The organism is Lentilitoribacter sp. Alg239-R112, from assembly GCF_900537175.1.
In the GTDB taxonomy this organism is placed as follows: domain Bacteria; phylum Pseudomonadota; class Alphaproteobacteria; order Rhizobiales; family Rhizobiaceae; genus Lentilitoribacter.
Genome location: NZ_LS999834.1, coordinates 469,769 through 485,590, shown reverse-complemented (window position 1 = coordinate 485,590; position 15,822 = coordinate 469,769). Strand labels below are relative to the sequence as shown.

General features: G+C 43.5%; 17 protein-coding genes. 11 read left to right on the top strand and 6 right to left on the bottom strand.

All coding sequences use genetic code 11. The annotated features are described in order from the left end of the window. The first annotated feature begins 432 nt into the window (after positions 1 to 432). The 6 genes from G3W54_RS15635 (at position 433) to G3W54_RS15610 (ending at position 6,107) form a co-directional block, all read left to right on the top strand. Positions 433 to 1,266: a methyltransferase gene (locus G3W54_RS15635; protein ID WP_162654201.1), complete on the top strand. Its 834-nt coding sequence runs from the start codon at positions 433 to 435 to the stop codon at positions 1,264 to 1,266. A 157-nt stretch (positions 1,267 to 1,423) separates the two neighbouring features. Beyond that, positions 1,424 to 1,675: a hypothetical protein gene (locus tag G3W54_RS15630; RefSeq protein WP_162654200.1), complete on the top strand. Its 252-nt coding sequence runs from the start codon at positions 1,424 to 1,426 to the stop codon at positions 1,673 to 1,675. Next, complete coding sequence (locus G3W54_RS15625; RefSeq protein WP_162654199.1) at positions 1,672 to 2,088, top strand: hypothetical protein; 417 nt, start codon at positions 1,672 to 1,674, stop codon at positions 2,086 to 2,088. The genes G3W54_RS15630 and G3W54_RS15625 overlap by 4 nt, the downstream gene beginning before the upstream one ends. A 237-nt stretch (positions 2,089 to 2,325) precedes the next feature. Next, the gene (gene fliF, locus G3W54_RS15620) at positions 2,326 to 4,053 is read left to right on the top strand and encodes a flagellar basal-body MS-ring/collar protein FliF (protein WP_162654198.1); all 1,728 of its coding nucleotides are present in this window, start codon (positions 2,326 to 2,328) and stop codon (positions 4,051 to 4,053) included. Positions 4,054 to 4,685: 632 nt separating this feature from the next. Continuing rightward, positions 4,686 to 5,342, top strand: coding sequence for a helix-turn-helix transcriptional regulator (locus G3W54_RS15615; protein WP_162654197.1), 657 nt, complete (start codon positions 4,686 to 4,688; stop codon positions 5,340 to 5,342). Between the two features lie 21 nt (positions 5,343 to 5,363). Beyond that, the gene (locus G3W54_RS15610) at positions 5,364 to 6,107 is read left to right on the top strand and encodes a helix-turn-helix transcriptional regulator (RefSeq protein WP_162654196.1); all 744 of its coding nucleotides are present in this window, start codon (positions 5,364 to 5,366) and stop codon (positions 6,105 to 6,107) included. A gap of 29 nt (positions 6,108 to 6,136) precedes the next feature. Here the strand turns inward: G3W54_RS15610 and G3W54_RS15605 are convergent, their stop codons facing one another. From G3W54_RS15605 to motA, 6 genes are all read right to left on the bottom strand, one after another. Next, positions 6,137 to 6,592: a hypothetical protein gene (locus G3W54_RS15605; RefSeq protein ID WP_162654195.1), complete on the bottom strand. Its 456-nt coding sequence runs from the start codon at positions 6,590 to 6,592 to the stop codon at positions 6,137 to 6,139. 124 nt (positions 6,593 to 6,716) lie between these two features. After that, the gene (gene flhB, locus G3W54_RS15600; RefSeq protein ID WP_162654194.1) at positions 6,717 to 7,784 is read right to left on the bottom strand and encodes a flagellar biosynthesis protein FlhB; all 1,068 of its coding nucleotides are present in this window, start codon (positions 7,782 to 7,784) and stop codon (positions 6,717 to 6,719) included. Between the two features lie 50 nt (positions 7,785 to 7,834). After that, the gene (locus tag G3W54_RS15595) at positions 7,835 to 8,866 is read right to left on the bottom strand and encodes a flagellar motor switch protein FliG (RefSeq protein ID WP_162654457.1); all 1,032 of its coding nucleotides are present in this window, start codon (positions 8,864 to 8,866) and stop codon (positions 7,835 to 7,837) included. Between the two features lie 2 nt (positions 8,867 to 8,868). Beyond that, positions 8,869 to 9,582 carry a flagellar motor switch protein FliN gene (fliN, locus tag G3W54_RS15590; protein ID WP_162654193.1) on the bottom strand — a complete coding sequence of 238 codons (714 nt, stop codon included), beginning with the start codon at positions 9,580 to 9,582 and terminating at the stop codon, positions 8,869 to 8,871. Positions 9,583 to 9,667: 85 nt separating this feature from the next. Further along, positions 9,668 to 10,708 (bottom strand): FliM/FliN family flagellar motor switch protein, encoded by a 1,041-nt coding sequence (locus tag G3W54_RS15585; protein ID WP_162654192.1) that lies wholly within the window; start codon positions 10,706 to 10,708, stop codon positions 9,668 to 9,670. 5 nt (positions 10,709 to 10,713) lie between these two features. Continuing rightward, complete coding sequence (motA, locus tag G3W54_RS15580) at positions 10,714 to 11,583, bottom strand: flagellar motor stator protein MotA (protein WP_162654191.1); 870 nt, start codon at positions 11,581 to 11,583, stop codon at positions 10,714 to 10,716. 206 nt (positions 11,584 to 11,789) lie between these two features. On the opposite strand from motA, the gene G3W54_RS15575 reads away from it, so the two are divergent. From G3W54_RS15575 to flgB, 5 genes are all read left to right on the top strand, one after another. Beyond that, a complete protein-coding gene (locus G3W54_RS15575; RefSeq protein WP_162654190.1) occupies positions 11,790 to 12,590 on the top strand; it encodes a DUF1217 domain-containing protein in 801 nt (266 codons plus the stop codon). After that, positions 12,590 to 13,315 carry a flagellar basal-body rod protein FlgF gene (flgF, locus tag G3W54_RS15570; RefSeq protein ID WP_162654189.1) on the top strand — a complete coding sequence of 242 codons (726 nt, stop codon included), beginning with the start codon at positions 12,590 to 12,592 and terminating at the stop codon, positions 13,313 to 13,315. Before G3W54_RS15575 ends, flgF begins: the two co-directional genes overlap by 1 nt. 44 nt (positions 13,316 to 13,359) lie before the next feature. Then, a complete protein-coding gene (locus G3W54_RS15565; protein ID WP_162654188.1) occupies positions 13,360 to 14,751 on the top strand; it encodes a FliI/YscN family ATPase in 1,392 nt (463 codons plus the stop codon). After that, a complete protein-coding gene (locus G3W54_RS15560; protein ID WP_244627956.1) occupies positions 14,751 to 15,365 on the top strand; it encodes a flagellar protein in 615 nt (204 codons plus the stop codon). The genes G3W54_RS15565 and G3W54_RS15560 overlap by 1 nt, the downstream gene beginning before the upstream one ends. A gap of 77 nt (positions 15,366 to 15,442) precedes the next feature. Then, entirely contained in the window at positions 15,443 to 15,820 is a 378-nt protein-coding gene (gene flgB, locus G3W54_RS15555; RefSeq protein WP_162654187.1) for a flagellar basal body rod protein FlgB, read from the top strand. The last annotated feature ends 2 nt before the right edge of the window (positions 15,821 to 15,822 follow it).

The window sequence follows — 15,822 nt, the reverse complement described above, 5'->3', positions numbered from 1 at the left end:
TGATTATTCTTAATACAAGAATTTACGGCGCAAAACGCACCTAATGTGCACGAGTGGGTAAATTGTTGCCACTCAAATTACTCAAAAATCTAATTTCGGGTTGAATTTCATTTACCTTGCTTATATGTACGTTTTCTCAGGGGCTTTTGCTGCCCTGAAATGAAAGGAAATGCCCGCCCGGATTAGCCTCTGAATATATGGCGCTCTGGGACTGTAGAATCATACATACAAACCTTAAAATCACATTTGTAATTTCTCGGAAAGTTATTTTCTGAGTATCTGAGGTCGACGATTTGCTCGTTACCTCTCGTTTGGGTGTGACTTGGATTTGTATGGGTGTCTCTGCGGAGTTGCGTTCCTACTCAATCCCTTTTTAAAAAATCGACCCCAGACATTTCAAAGTCTAGACACCTCCAGATTTTGGAGATGTTCATGTTAATTGAACGCGCTGCGCTGATTGAACTCAGCACTTTTGGTCAAAACCTTGGACTTTTGGTTCCGGAGAAAAAGGCACGCCAAGACAGAACTGCGAAAATGCAACAGGTTTTAGCCTATCTCGAAGCTATTCACGTTCGCACAAAGAAATATTCAACGAAACGAGAACTAATTTTTGTAGAAGCCGGCGCAGGTAATTGTTACTTGAGTTTTCTAGTTTACAAATTTTATCATCAAATTCTCAATCGCCCTGTTCGCATTCATTGCATTGACACCAACGCAGATCTAATGAAAAAGAATGAAAGGATCGCGCGCAGCCTTGGATTTGACGAGATGTATTTTCATGCGGAAGATATTGCCGATTTCCAGCTTGGGGAGCGTCCAGATGCTGTATATGCACTTCATGCCTGCGACATGGCAACAGACAAAGCTTTGTTTCTAGGGTTACAGAACGACGCGCGAAATGTGTTATCCGTGTCGTGCTGTCAACACAGTTTTCGCAAATCTATGAAACCGCCGGAAAATGCGAGATCAATGGCAAATCATACGATTATCCGTGAAAAGCTTGTTCATATGCTAGCTGATAGTATGCGCGCGTTATTGTTGGAAATGGCCGGTTACAACACCAGTATTATCGAGTTGGTCTCGTCAAGAGCAACGGAAAAAAATCTTTTGCTTAGAGGTGAACAACGGCGAATTACGCTACAAGATAAAACCATTGAAGTTTATTTGGCGATGCGCCGCGAGTGGCAATGCTCTCCCAGACTAGAGCAATACATGCTCGATGCAGAATTGCTTCCTGTAAACATCGTCCATGCGATCAATTCATAATGCGCCGCTTCAGACGTTGCTGTTTTGAGCCGGCGCGGCAGCATTGGCAATTGGTCACAACTTTACATGCTAACTGAATGGGTGATGGCGAGTGGGAATTAATGTTTCTTTCAATTTTCTCTTGCATAACTTAGTACCTTGGTACATAGATATATTTATGGAAAAGAAATTTGAACGTGTTCAAACCGGAATTAGAATCGACAAGAGGCTCCTGAAGGTCCTTAAGGGGCTTGCCGAACATCTTGATATGTCTGTTGGTGACCTGATTGAAGGTATCGCGCTACATAGCTTTGAAAGTAAGCCTCCTTTCTCTGCCGAGACGCTTGCTAAAATACAAAAACTCAAGAGCGTTTATGATTTAGATTTGACCGCATCCGACAGTCACAGCTCGAAGGAAGCTAAGGAATGAAAAAGGAAAATTGTTATTCAGAACTGACTCGTTCTTTTGAAGCGCATGAAGTTGATAATAATAGCTTTCATCATGCCGAACATGTTCAAGTTGCGTTTGAACTACTGGACAAGTATGATTTCATTGATGCAACTTCAATCTACGCGAAGGGCATTCGTGCACTTGCTACTGATATGGGTGTGCCACAAAAATTCAATCTGACAATAACTTATGCATTTATGAGCTTGATAGCCGAGCGGATGGTAGATTCATCAGCGAGCAATTTCGAAGATTTCATGGAATTAAATCCTGATATGATGTCAAAAACCATCCTTACTAAATGGTACTCTGCAGATAGGTTATCGTCAGAAATTGCACGAAATGTTTTCCTTATGCCTGTTCCAATTGAGGTTGGTTTGGCAAATGTAAGCTAAATAGTTCCGGCACGAAATCTCATAATTTTGTCGAGTTGGTAATTCTGCGCATGAGAATATTTGTAGTGATTACGGGCGTCATCAGAATTCAAATCTCCTACCTGTTAATGCTCGAAATTTGGTTTGTTTCTATATTGTTATAAATCATTATAGCTGAAAAATTCCGGGTGAAGACACCTTCACACAAGTTTCGCGCACTAGATTGAGCCATTAAGAGATCTCAAGTGTGGTTGTGGAATGAATCTGTTCAATCAATTATCTCAGATTGGTAAAAATCTGTCCGAACTAGGCCAAGGCCGATTGCTAGCACTGGGTGCAGTAGGGGCGGTTGCCATTGCAGTTATTATTGCAGCAGGGCTTTTTCTCAACAAACCATCCACTGAATCGCTTTATATCGGGCTGACCGGAGATGATATCAATCAAATTGGTATTGCTTTGTCAGAAGCCCAAATCAATTACACAGTCGGAGCAGACGGAACCAGCGTGCTTGTTCCAGCTGGAACAGCATTACAAGCGCGTGCAATTCTAGCCGAACGTGGCCTACCAAATAGTTCTAGCGCTGGATATGAATTGTTTGACAATGTCGGCTCTTTAGGTTTGACAAGTTTTATGCAAGAGGTCACTAGAGTCCGTGCATTGGAGGGTGAGATTGCTCGCACCATTCAAAAGATTAATGGCATTAACGCTGCACGCGTTCATATTGTCATGGCCGATAGTGGAAACTTCAGAAGTGGCGAACGTAAACCATCGGCTTCTGTGATGGTAAAAACCGGTAATTCAGTTGCAAGACGTTCTGCCGATTCAATTCGGCATCTAGTTGCATCGTCAGTCCCAGGGTTGACCGTCGATGAAGTTACTGTTTTGGATTCAACCGGAAAGCTACTTGCAGCGGGTGATGATTTTTCCAACAGCAATATCAATCGTTCTATGTCTATTGTTCAAATGCTACAGAATGAGATCGAAAATAATATCGACAAAGCGCTCTCTCCATTTTTAGGTTTAGATAACTTTCGCTCAAGTGTAACGGCTAAGGTCAATACAGATACCCAGCAGATACAGGAAACTGTATTTGATCCGGAATCCCGCGTAGAACGTTCTACACGGATAACAAGAGATAATCAGTCGTCAAGTCAGACATCTTCAGATGCACCAGCAACAGTAGAGCAAAATATTCCTGATCAGGCTACCGCTGCCGGTGCAAACACTCCACAGTCCAAAGAACTTGCTGAGCGTAAAGAAGAGCAGACGAATTATGAAATTAATTCAAAGGTCATTCAGACTGTTCGGAACAGTTATGAGATTGAAAAACTATCCATTGCGGTTGTTGTCAACGATACTCGTGTAAAAGCGATGCTGGGCGAGGGCGCAACGGATGAACAAGTTGCCGCATATATTGCGGAGCTTCAGCAGGTTGTAACAACCGCTGCTGGTCTTGATGCTGATCGTGGTGATATCGTCAAACTAACGACAATGGAGTTTTTAGCAGAGGAAATTCTTGCTGACGGGCCTGCCACCAGCGGCTTTATGGAAATGTTAACTGCGCAACTAGGTACGATTATTAACGCTATATCGTTTATAGTTGTTGCATTCTTGATTGTTTGGTTTGGCATAAAACCAATCTTGAATACAGGTGGAACTGGATCCGATGCCGCTGCTGGAGGAGATGCTTTGGATAGTCTTGGAGATGTTGATGGTCTGGAATTGCCAGATTTCTCCCCAGGAATAGGTGGAGACCTTGGTGCCCCCGGTGCTTCTATGGAAGGCTTTGGTGCTGATTTTGGTTTTGATGCCGATGAAGCATTTGGCGGTGGTGGTGGTGATGATGGTGTCGTTATTGAAGAAGGTATGGGCTTTACAGGGCGCGTAAAAGGCGGCCCGGAAAAAAGACTATCTTCTATGGTTGAGATTAGTGAAGAAAGAGCAGCGAAAGTTTTACGCAAATGGGCAATCGGTGATGCAGCCTGATAACGTGGTCTACGCTCATAGCAACATCAAATATTTTTATACTAGCGATTTCAACTAAAAAGCACATCAACATTTGATATTCGTGATGGGGTGAGGCGCTGTTCATTCCATATGATGATGTCAGCTTATTACAATTCTCTCACTTAATGTGTAACAATGCGAATTTAACATCCAGCTTCTCCACCAGCTCTTGATGGAGCATATGAGTAAGTGCACCCAAACAAATGGCACTTTCTAAGAAAGTCTTATTATCTTTGATGTTACTTTCACATGGTGACAATCGCTCAAAACTCAATTTTGATCAGAAAATCAAAGCAGCTTTTCATAAGAATCAGAGTTTGTTTTTTCTGCAAATAGATGATTCACAAAAAACAATTCTTGTAAAGTATTGAAAATCACCATAGAATTTCATTGTACAATGAATAAGCTAGTTATGCGGGTGATTCGTTTGGCTTATACTGCATTTGATGAATGCCAAGAAATGTTGATGGTTTGCAATCGGTAATTTTGGATTGATCTTAATGTGGTTTATCGTGGGTGTTGATAGGTTTAAACTGGTGACAGAATGTTAAGGCAAAGGTAGGGCAATGTTCGGGAGTACTTCCACAATTGATGAGCATCAAGTGGTAGTTATGACACGTGGTCAATTCCTGAACGAACTCGAAGAGAGCACAAATTCTGAATATATAGGTAACGGACTCGATATTGCTCGCCGCTATGTAGGTGCTGCCGGATATCTATTGCTACGTTATGGGACGACAGAAGATAACGTTGTCAGTTCAAATTGGCCATATGATTTGGCGAAGGAATTTGGTCGAAGTATCATAGATGAATATTTCAATGTTGGCCAAATTCCAGAAAGAGTTCAAGTTTTTGAACCAGAGTTTCTAGACATAGAAAATGGGATACAAGTCCCAGTTGGGTATTCAAAAAATGTGTGTGTTATGCCGTTAACTTGCGGTGATAATTATTATGTTCTGTCATTTTTATTTCAAGAAAATGCTTCATACTCCTATGACCGACTGCGCGACGTGGTTTTTGCGGCGGCTTATCATGTTGTTGAGTTTGAAACCCACTCCACTGCAAGCCAGCATTACAATGATCTGACGGAACGTGAAATGGAGTGTCTTTCATGGATATCGAAAGGCAAGACCAGTGATGAGATAGCACTAATAATTGGTATCTCGAGAAACACTGTGAATAATTACATAACCAGTATTATGAATAAAACAGCGACTAAGTCGCGTGCCGAGGCGGTGGCGGAAGCAGTGCGAAGCGAATTGATATAAACATAGCTTGAGGGGGCAAATATGGTTAATTATGAACAGGTTAGAAGAGAGCACTCTGCTGATAATTGGAACGGCGATCGAGAGCTAACATCTGCTGCGTCATCTGCTGATCTTTTTCCAAAAGTTGTTGAATTACAGCGAAGATTGGGCGCTCAAGGCTTTGTAATAGCTTCCACGACAAGTGCTATGAATGCGGTGATGCCGCTTAAAATTATCATTGGTAATTCAAGCTATACGCGGGATAAAGTACAACAGGGTTTGATTAAGTCTGTTGGACCAATTTTGGCAAGCCATGTTAGAAAATCACCCTGCCCAGTTTATTGGCATGAAGACAGTAGTGAGGCTCATCAATTAGATGTTCCGCGACCTGCACAATTGATATCAATGCCGAACGCATCGATGCATGGCGTAGCTTTTCCGGTGCATCTTGGTGGTCGGAAAACAGGCATTGCGGTGTTTTTTGCTCCCTCAATCACAATCTCGCGCGAAATGCTTATGGACATCCATAAAAAGACTTTCATTCTTCTTAAAACACTTTTGAAAATTGAATTATCTTCAAAAGTTGATGTTATTTCTATCAATAACAGGGAAACGGAGTGTCTACAGTTTGCTGGCAATGGGATGACGAGTGATGATATCGCCGAACAGTTAGGTCTATCTGTGCACACAGTAAACGCGCATTTAAGTTCGGCGACATCTAAACTAGACAGCGTCAATAGAATTCAGGCTATTGCCAAAGCAATTCGGCTTGGTCTGATTAGCTGATTGCCAAAAACCGGCTTGATGAGTATGGATTATAAAATTTTCCCGATCTCATGGTTGATAGCAATGCGATGCATTGAAAAAGCGGCTTGCTCAAACTGCTCTTGAAGAAGGTGAGAGCTTAGTTCCGGATCATCAATTGCCTGTTCAAACTGGATGTGATTGATCTCAATGCTACAGTGATTTTTCTCAAGAGATAGACGCGTGTACACTGTTGTTGTTTTCAAAGAAATTTCAAGATCAAGAAGAATCTTTGGGTCGTTATCCCAATCTACCTGATAATCTCCACCTGATCCTAGTTTTACGGTATCTGGTAAGAAATATAGCTCCGCAGCTGATGTAACAAGATCAGATAAGCTACCATGTTTTTCGTACTTTAGCATTGCAATTAAATCGGCCACGTCGATGAGTCTTAGCTCTTTTGCAATTGGTGCAATCGCATGAGCTACAATTTTTTCATGTTTATTGGTAAGAGAACTTTTCTTCATACTGGTTACTTGATCCTTTGAAGATTCAATGGCGCTTACAATAGCATCTCTCAAATTGACGATATTGTGGCCTTACTGGTTAATCAAATACATTTCGCATATTACACGGCAAGAATCATGGCCGCTATTGAGGCGATTTTTCGTAAACTCGGTGAATTAGTTCAGCAACCGCCTGATAAAACTCCGGTGGAATCAAATTATCAAGCGAGACTTGCGCAAACATTGAGCGGGCCAGTGGAGGGTCTTCAAAAACAGGTACTCCACTCTCTTCAGCAATTTCTCGAATTCTAAGAGCAATTAAATCTTGACCTTTCGCAACAACTATTGGTGCACCTTCGCCATCTGCGTCATATCTAAGAGCAACAGCAAAGTGAGTTGGATTTGCAATAACAAGCGTTGCGCGGGGGACTTCAGACATCATACGTTTTCTTGCTCGGTCTCTTGCAATTGACCGTTGACGTGCTTTAACCATCGGGTCGCCGTCAGCCTGCTTATTCTCATCTTTAATTTCTTGCTTACTCATCCTTAGGTCTTCATACCAAAAATGACGAGTAGAAAAAATGTCAACCACTGCGATGACCGCGGTACAGATAAGAACAATAATAAACACAGTGCGTGCGTGATCTGTGATGACCTGGACAATTGCCGAGGGATCGGCATACATGGTTTGCAGAATTTCCAAATAGTCAGATTGCATAACTAAAGCGACAATTAGCAATACGACCAGCACTTTAGTCATGGATTTCGCGAACTCTACCATGCCTTTCTTACTGTAAATTCTGCCAAAACCAGCCGGGATAGAAAGACGATTGAATTTTGGTTGGATTCTATCAAGAACTGGTCGAGGTACATTTTGAAATATCGAAGCTGCAATACCAAAAATCATAAGTATCGCAAAAGCAGGTAAGAGAACGGCGCTCGCTTCCCAAAACAAATGTTTGAAAATGGCAAGCGCATCCTCCGGTGCAACTATGCGCCACTCTTCGGGTTTCTCAAAAATCCCCTTTAGGCCTCTGGTAATACTGACAACACCACTTGGGAGGAAGAAAACTATGAATAAGAGAGCACCAAGAACGGACGCAAAAGCAGGAACTTCGCGGGAAAATGGAACGTTACCTTTGTCGGAGGCATCGCTAATTTTCTTCTGCGTGGGGTCTTCGGTTTTGGAGTCTTTGTCTTCATTATCGGCCATGAAAAGCCTCGCCTACTGGAAAAGAATCACCCTTATTCAGTAAACTAGCATCAGGCAGCTGCGCTGTCTTCTCGTAATACCAGTTTGTCCTCACCTGCCAGACGTATTGCTTCTTGCGTAATGGAGCGTCTAGCAACTGCAACTTCCTGTGGTTTGCCGAGATCACCATTTCCAAGTTCAGATTCAATCATACGTCTTTGTCTTGCGCCAATTGAACCAAGCACAGCCTCTTGAAGTTCGGGAATAGCACCGCGTAGAGCCAGGGTGATTGTGTCTCCATTTATGTCATTGAATAATGTAACGCGTGCTTGCTTTGACATTAAGAGAATGTCATCAAACAAGAAGATCTTAGGTTTGACTTTGTTCGCAGTTTCTTCGCTCACATCTTCCAATGCCCCAAGCAAAGATTCAACAACACTTTTATCCAGCTCGTTCATGATATCTGCAACTTTTACAGACCCTGTAGAGTTTTTTTCTGCTTTGAGCTGTTCAACAAGTTCAAGAACTTTTTGCTCGATAATTTCGGCCAAGCGCGGATTAATATCCTTCATATTAACAGCTCGGTGAATGATATCTACTCGGCGTTCTTCTGACATTTTCATTAAGATTTTGCCAGCAAAACCTGATGGAAGCATGGTCAAAATATAAGAAACAGTTTGAGGGTGTTCGGCATCAAGGAATTTATACACAGCATTCGGATCAGCTTCTTTCAACTCATCCCAAATAGTTGTTGTAATGGCTTGGAATTGTGTTGTGCGGCCTAAGAGTCCGTCAACTTCATCCGGTGTAAGGCCTTCTTCGAGGATGCTCTCCATAACTTTAGCATTGTCCATAAGGCCTGTGCCTTCGCTAAAGAGTTCTTCAAACTCTGTGACAAGTTCCTCAAGCTCTTGAGGTGGGATGGGGCGAAGGTTTTGTGCTTTATCGATGATGACTTGCAATTCGGTTTGCTCAAAGAATTTTAATAGTTTTCCCGCAATTGGTTTACCCATTGCAAGCAGAACAGCCGCCGCTTTTTCTGGTTGACTTAATTCTTTGGAACCATGAGCATCATGCTCATAATCATCGTAAATATCCACGATTTTTATCCCGATTTAGGTTTGGAGCCTATGACTTCGATCATTTTCACACCGAATTTGGTATCATCATTTTCCAAAACAGTAATTTCACCACGGCCAATTAATTTACCATTGACCATTATTTCCACAGGTTCACCAATTTTGCGCTCAAGTCCAATGGTTGCACCTTCAGTTAAGTCCATTAGTTCAGATACTTGTAATCGGCTTGTGCCTAGAACAACTTGTACTTCGATTGGTATATCCAAAACCAGATCTGCGCGGGTTTGTGAACCGGTCGCACCGGTAACCGATGTACCGCCGCCAAAGTCCCCCAACGGGGCATCACCGGTGTTTAAACCGCCACTTAGATCGCCGCCAAAATCACTTCCAATATCACCAGCGCCACCGAAGTCGCCGCCTAGATCATTGCCCAAACTACCATCGAGGCCTCCATCAAGACCACCGCCTGCTGCTAAATCACCACCAATATCGCCGAAATCACTGCCCAAGTCGCCACCAGCTGCAAAATCACCGCCGATATCACCACCAAAATCGGAATCTAAATCACCCATCAGGTCCGCGCCCAGGTCAGGCTCGGCACTGGCTTCACTGCTTGACAAATCCAAGCCCTCCGAATCTTGCTTCAGTACATCACGCAATCCATCTATCGCATCATCCAACTCAGCGGAATCCGCGCTATCGATATTAAGCTCATTTTCCTCTGCATTTTCTGTACTCATGTTAAATCTTTATCATCCCAAACTTGTCAGGGCCTTTCGGAAACATCAAAATATAATGATGTTCAGACTAATTCATTTTGCATAACTAAAAGTTACTCATCCAATCTTCATCGCCAAAAGGCTCTTCCACACGAACCATATAACGGTTTCCAGCTTTCCCCAGTGAGCAGTTATAGAGGTCTTTTCCGTTTGCCTGAAGAACAACTGTTGGCTCTCCTTCATCTGCGAATCGCAATACATCACCCACTTGTAGACGCCCAATATCATTCAAACGCAAGCGTTCTAACCCAATATTTGCCTGGAGCTTAATATCAGAAGCATATACCTGTTTGGATATCTTCTCAGTCCATTCACTTTGCTCATCGGATTTGCGTCGCCTACCGGCATTTGTATTGATATCTGTTTTTATGATTTTCGATTGGGGTGTGATGATTGTAATTGTCGTTGTGAGTTTACCAAAGATCACATTAAGCGAAAATGCCACAGCATGATATTCTTTATATGTCTCGTCTTCTATATCCGGTATCGTAGCGACGGGTGTTTCAACTTTGTGCTCGATCGTAGGGTTACGTGTGATTGTTGCTTTTAGTGCTTCATTAACAATTTCGAAAACAACTTTTGAAAGATCAAATTCCAGATTTGATAATGGTCTTGAAATGATTTCAATATTTTCGGGATCATCTCCACCCATTAAACATTCTACGACAGAAATCAGAAGATCATTATTGCAATAAATAGCGATATCATTCGACCAAGTTTTTACTTCGGCTTCACAGTAAGTGTATTCACCTTCTATTGCTTGAAGTAATTCTGTTCTCGTACCTTGAACAACATTACCCGCACTAGCTTCTAGAGTGAGATTGTTTTTATCTTTAAAGAGAACCATTAGAACCTGAGCTAACGGAAGAAGTATCTGATGGCATTTTTCCTTAAGGATCGTCGGATTACCCAACTCGCCAATCATTTGCGCCAAAAGTTCAGGATCTAACTCGTAATTATCAGAACGTTCAGTGCTATTTGCATCTGTTGATGGCTCCGAATTGGTAGAGGCGTCAGGGTCTACAGAAGAGGAGGTTTCTCCATCAACTGCATCTTTTATCTCGTCTGCGACGTCTTCGTCAGCCATATTACTTATTCACCGCCGCCGCCGCCAGGGTTCATCATTTCCTGCTCCACATCATCAATTGTTGGACGCTCATAGGATGAAATGGTTTTGCGTCCATGCTCCAGCGCTACTTGCGGAACGGATCCGTTCATGTAGGCAAGCAGCGTTTGTTTAACAACGGTATAAAGGCGCAGTTGTTTGGTACGTACAATTTCGACTTGGTGTGTAAGCGGTTGCATAACGCAATATGACAAGAAAATCCCTAAAAATGTACCCACAAGCGCGGCTGCAATCAACCCACCCAAGACATCGGGTGGTTCATTAATGGCGCCCATCGCTTTAATGATACCCAAAACCGCTGCGACAATCCCAATCGCGGGAAATGCATCACCCATAGTTACAAGCGAATGTTGAGAATGCATTTTGTCGTGGGTAAGAGTATTGATTTCTTCATCCATCAGAGCTTCGATTTCGTGCGGCCTAGCATTACCGATAATGATTAAACGAATATAGTCGCAGATAAAGGATGTTAGTTCCTTGTTAGCCAATACAGTGGGTGCTGAGATAAATATCTCAGACTCTTCTGGATTATCAACATGGGCCTCAATTTCATTCCGAGATTTCGTACGAAGATCTCTCATAAGCTGATAAAGCAAACCCAGCGTATCGAGGTAGTGACGTGCTGTGGGAACATCGAACTTAAATGCTTCCTTGAGCGCCTTGCCGCAGTCTTTGATTATCTTTGTCGGGTTAGCCATGACTAAGCCGCCGATACCCGCACCGCCAATAATAACGAGTTCGAATGGCTGTACCAATACACCTAATTTGCCACCCATGGCCATGTAGCCGCCTAAGACACAGCCGATAGTTATCACTACGCCGATTATGATATTCATACTGTTTACCGCCTTTGAAATATCATTCATGCGTACGCTTTGATCCTTGTGTGAAGCTGAATCATATGAAAATCGTGAATGTGCAACGGACAGTTTCGCGCAAGACAATTTACCTATTTTGGAACTGAAAATTTGGAGAATGCTGTCTATACGAGCCTAAAGGAACGTTCTAGGTGGGTTCCACCTGAGCGGCCAGGAGATATAACATGACGACCTTAACTGATTACCGCCTCATAACTCGCGATATGTCTGCATCTCTTAAACGAGTTTCGGAAGAACCCGTCGTCTCAAGAGAAACGAAATATTACCTGGAAAATATCTCAAAAGTGGACACGATTGAAGACTTTCTGGCTGATGATAGGTTGTTTAGCTACGCGATGAAGGCTCATGGTCTTGAGGAAATGACATATGCCAAAGGCTTGATACGTAAGGTTTTGGAAGGTGGAACTGAAGACGAAGACGCGCTCGCAAATAAATTTACTGACCCACGATATAAAGCATTTGCAGAAGCCTTTGACTTTAAGACCCATGAAGGCAATGCAACTATTTTTACAAAAGCTCAACAGGGTACAGTTGATAAATATCTACAGCAAACCCTTGAAGAGAATGCAGGAAATGACAATCAAGGGGTTAGACTTGCCTTATACTTTGAGCGAAAGCTTCCCGAAATTTTGGAAGATAGTTCCTCAGATAGGTCAATAGCTTTTTCTCTTCTAGGTGATAATGCGCTAGGCGAAGTAGTTCGAACCGCTTTGAGTATTCCACCTGAATCAGCTGCGGCCAATATTGATCGTCAAGCAGATGCTATCCTCGATAAACTGGATTTCGATGAGCTGAAAACGCCAGAGGGTTTAACCAAGTTTCTGGAAGATTTTACTGCGCTTTGGGAAGTTAATAATTCTTACGGCGATCCGTCATCGGCAGCATTGCTTGGTCAATCAGCCGGGTTTGGAATTTCATCTGATCTTATGCTGTCTATAAATAATCTGAAATTGGGTGGTCGTTAATGCAAAGTGCTCTATATGTCTCGCTATCTTCGCAAATTGCACTTGAGCGACGTTTAACAACAATTTCAGGCAATATAGCCAATGCGAATACAACTGGATTTCGTGCAACTGAGATCAAATTTAGCGAAGTTCTAGACGGCGTAGGGAAAGTAAAAACATCTTTTGTAAGTCAGGGGAATGATTTCCTCTCTACAGAAAGCGGTGGTCTGCAATCTACAGGGAATGCCTTTGATTTTGCGGTAAAAGGTGATGCGTGGTTCATGGTCGAAGGACCAGCAGGTCCGATGTTAACGCGCGATGGGCGTTTTACTATGACAACAGAGGGAGAATTAACCACAGTTAATGGATTTCCCGTTCTGGATGCTGGCGGCGCACCTATTCAGCTTGATAGTCAGGCAGGTGAGCCAACCGCAACTCAAAATGGTGCACTTTCACAAAACGGGCAAACCGTGGCGAATATTGGATTGTTTACCGTTGACCTGTCAGCCGGGTATCAGCGTGTTGCTGAACTTGGCGTTCTTTCAAAAAATGTTCCTGAACCCGTTGTGGATCAGACGGATGTTGGGGTTCATCAAGGATATATTGAGAAATCCAATGTTAATCCGCTGTCTGAGATTAGCGAGCTGATTCAGGTTACACGGGCTTTTGAAAATAGTACTTCAATGATGCGGGATACCGACAAGACATTTAAAGAGGCTATCCGCACACTTGGCGGTGGTCGCTAGATGAGTTCGAGTAAGACCAAATCTTATGAAGTTGAGTTTTTGTAATGTCCACAACGCCGACTTTGCCCGAGATTGATAATGCGCTCCGCGCATTCGACGCTTCGAACCTCTTACGTGTCGGTGGGCGTGTTACTGCTGTTTCACAAGGTTCTTATTCAGTTGCAGGTCTTTCGCGTGATTTAGGTCTCGGAGATTTTGTAGACTTGGAGCGCTCAGGCAAACTCTATCCAGGCGAGGTCGTACATGTCGGGCCGGAAGAAGTAGTAATTTGTCCCCTTAAAACAGATAATCCAGCTCATATCGGCGATAAAGTTTTTCGCAAAGGCGGATTTGAAATTCAGCCTGATGTTGCATGGTGTGGACGTACAATTAACTCTCTGGCAGAACCGATCGACGGATTGGGGCCACTAAAGATGGGGTCAGAAAAAGTTCCACTTTCGTCTGCTGCACCTCCTTCGATGCAAAGAAATAGAGTGAATACGCCTATTCGAACGGGGGTAAAGGTTGTTGATATATTTACGCCGATTTGTCAGGGGCAGCGATTGGGTATCTTCGCTGGATCAGGTGTTGGAAAATCCACCATGCTTTCGATGTTTGCCAAGACAGCAGATTTTGACCGCGCTGTTATTGCCCTTGTTGGAGAACGCGGGCGCGAAGTCCGTGAGTTCATTGAAGAGACAATGGGCGATAATCTGGCAAAGTCAGTTGTAGTTGTGGCAACAAGTGATGAAAGCCCAAGTCTTCGGAAAATGGCCCCTTTGACTGCGATGGCTACAGCTGAATATTTTCGGGACCGAGGTGAGAATGTTCTCCTGATCATTGATAGTTTAACACGGTACGCACATGCCTTAAGAGAAATTGGTGTTGCATCGGGTGAGCCTCCTGTAGCCCGCGGTTATCCGGCATCGGTTTTTACCGCGATGCCGCAATTGCTGGAGAGGGCTGGGCCAGGTGGGAAAGATGCAGGCGCCATAACGGCAATCGTTTCAATATTAATTGATGGTGATAATCATAATGATCCCATCGCCGATAACGCTCGTGGTATATTGGACGGTCATTTGGTTCTTGATCGTTCTCTCGCGGATGCTGGACGTTATCCACCCGTTGACCCAATGGCTTCCATTTCCAGATTGGCACGCAAGGTTTGGAGTAGTGATGAAGAAGTTCTCGCCAATCGTATCAAGGCGCTAATCCATAAATATGAAGAAACTCAGGATTTGAGATTAATAGGCGGCTATCGACCGGGAACAGATCCTGATTTGGATATGGCTGTCGTACAGGTGCCAATTGTTTATGAAAATCTGAAGCAGACTCCATCGGACCCCTCATGCCAGGACGCATTCGGAGAGCTGGCCAGTGCAATGAAGGCGGCGGCTTTTGCAAATGAACCGGCCGAAGGTAGCCCTGCGATCGGGCAAGGCACAGGAATGAGATAATGTCTGAATTCTATGATGATTATGAAGATGAGTTTGGAAATGAATTTGAAGAGGACCTGCTTGCCGATGTTGAAGAACAAGTAGACAAGAAAAATAGGAAAGCACGTCTTAATGTTGACTTTTTGCTTGGGGTAGCAGGCATTTCCCTTGCTCTTTCATCGGCATTTTTTCCTTGGTATGTATTTGTAAATCAGGAAAAGTTTTCTATCAAGGAAATGGCATATGGGGATGATCGCATTCTGCCGGGAACCTGGCAGGGTAGGGCAACCGTGAATGTCTCTCCGCAAGCAATCCCTGGCCGCGATATGGGTATCAAAAATGTACCATTGCCACCAGATGATATTACAACTGCGTCTATTCCGGAGACTCCGGATGAGCCGAGTTTAAAGGAAGATAAAAACGGCCCCAACCTTCAAGGTCAGCCATTTCCTTCCAAGCCAACCTATCGATTGCTGCATGTTGTCAATGGACGAGCGCTTATTGAAGATTCATCTGGAATTTATATGGTACAGGTTGGGTCCGTCTTGCCCGACAATAGCAAACTTGCTGCATTAGAAGAACGAGATAATGGTTGGGCGTTGATCACATCTGATGGTGGCGTTTTCGAAAACTAGTTGCTTCGAAGGGCAGATCACCAGTCCCGCGCAAGATTGTTTTAATATTCTGTAAACGGAATTGATAGGATGATCTTATGCAACCAATTCAGCTTTTTAAACTGGCTTCTGAGCAAGCCCAGTGGTTATCGGTTCGACATACCGTCGTAGCTGGCAACATAGCTAACGCTAATACGTCAGGTTATGTCGCTAAAGATGTAGCACCTTTTAACGCAGTGTTGGAATCTGCCGGCAGTAAAATGGCGGCAACGCACCCCGGTCATATCAACGAAGCTAATGTGCGCGGGTCGACCCAAAGTACTGAGATTAACGGCATAAGTGTGCATCCGTCAGGCAATACCGTAAGCCTTCCCAATGAATTATCTAAGGGTAGCGAGATCAAACGGCAATATGAAATCAATGCTGGCATTGTCAAGAAAATGAATAATATGATGCTTGCTGCGGTGAGGAAATAATC

What these genes read in the sequence shown, in the direction of transcription:
- fliN (WP_162654193.1), bottom strand. Translation starts at nt 9,582, where the DNA reads ATGAGTACAGAAAATGCAGAGGAAAATGAGCTTAATATCGATAGCGCG.
- G3W54_RS15575 (WP_162654190.1), top strand. Translation starts at nt 11,790, where the DNA reads ATGACGACCTTAACTGATTACCGCCTCATAACTCGCGATATGTCTGCA.
- G3W54_RS15565 (WP_162654188.1), top strand. Translation starts at nt 13,360, where the DNA reads ATGTCCACAACGCCGACTTTGCCCGAGATTGATAATGCGCTCCGCGCA.
- G3W54_RS15635 (WP_162654201.1), top strand. Translation starts at nt 433, where the DNA reads ATGTTAATTGAACGCGCTGCGCTGATTGAACTCAGCACTTTTGGTCAA.
- G3W54_RS15560 (WP_244627956.1), top strand. Translation starts at nt 14,751, where the DNA reads ATGTCTGAATTCTATGATGATTATGAAGATGAGTTTGGAAATGAATTT.
- motA (WP_162654191.1), bottom strand. Translation starts at nt 11,583, where the DNA reads ATGAATATCATAATCGGCGTAGTGATAACTATCGGCTGTGTCTTAGGC.
- G3W54_RS15585 (WP_162654192.1), bottom strand. Translation starts at nt 10,708, where the DNA reads ATGGCTGACGAAGACGTCGCAGACGAGATAAAAGATGCAGTTGATGGA.
- flhB (WP_162654194.1), bottom strand. Translation starts at nt 7,784, where the DNA reads ATGGCCGATAATGAAGACAAAGACTCCAAAACCGAAGACCCCACGCAG.
- G3W54_RS15605 (WP_162654195.1), bottom strand. Translation starts at nt 6,592, where the DNA reads ATGAAGAAAAGTTCTCTTACCAATAAACATGAAAAAATTGTAGCTCAT.
- flgF (WP_162654189.1), top strand. Translation starts at nt 12,590, where the DNA reads ATGCAAAGTGCTCTATATGTCTCGCTATCTTCGCAAATTGCACTTGAG.
- fliF (WP_162654198.1), top strand. Translation starts at nt 2,326, where the DNA reads ATGAATCTGTTCAATCAATTATCTCAGATTGGTAAAAATCTGTCCGAA.
- G3W54_RS15610 (WP_162654196.1), top strand. Translation starts at nt 5,364, where the DNA reads ATGGTTAATTATGAACAGGTTAGAAGAGAGCACTCTGCTGATAATTGG.
- flgB (WP_162654187.1), top strand. Translation starts at nt 15,443, where the DNA reads ATGCAACCAATTCAGCTTTTTAAACTGGCTTCTGAGCAAGCCCAGTGG.
- G3W54_RS15615 (WP_162654197.1), top strand. Translation starts at nt 4,686, where the DNA reads ATGACACGTGGTCAATTCCTGAACGAACTCGAAGAGAGCACAAATTCT.
- G3W54_RS15630 (WP_162654200.1), top strand. Translation starts at nt 1,424, where the DNA reads ATGGAAAAGAAATTTGAACGTGTTCAAACCGGAATTAGAATCGACAAG.
- G3W54_RS15625 (WP_162654199.1), top strand. Translation starts at nt 1,672, where the DNA reads ATGAAAAAGGAAAATTGTTATTCAGAACTGACTCGTTCTTTTGAAGCG.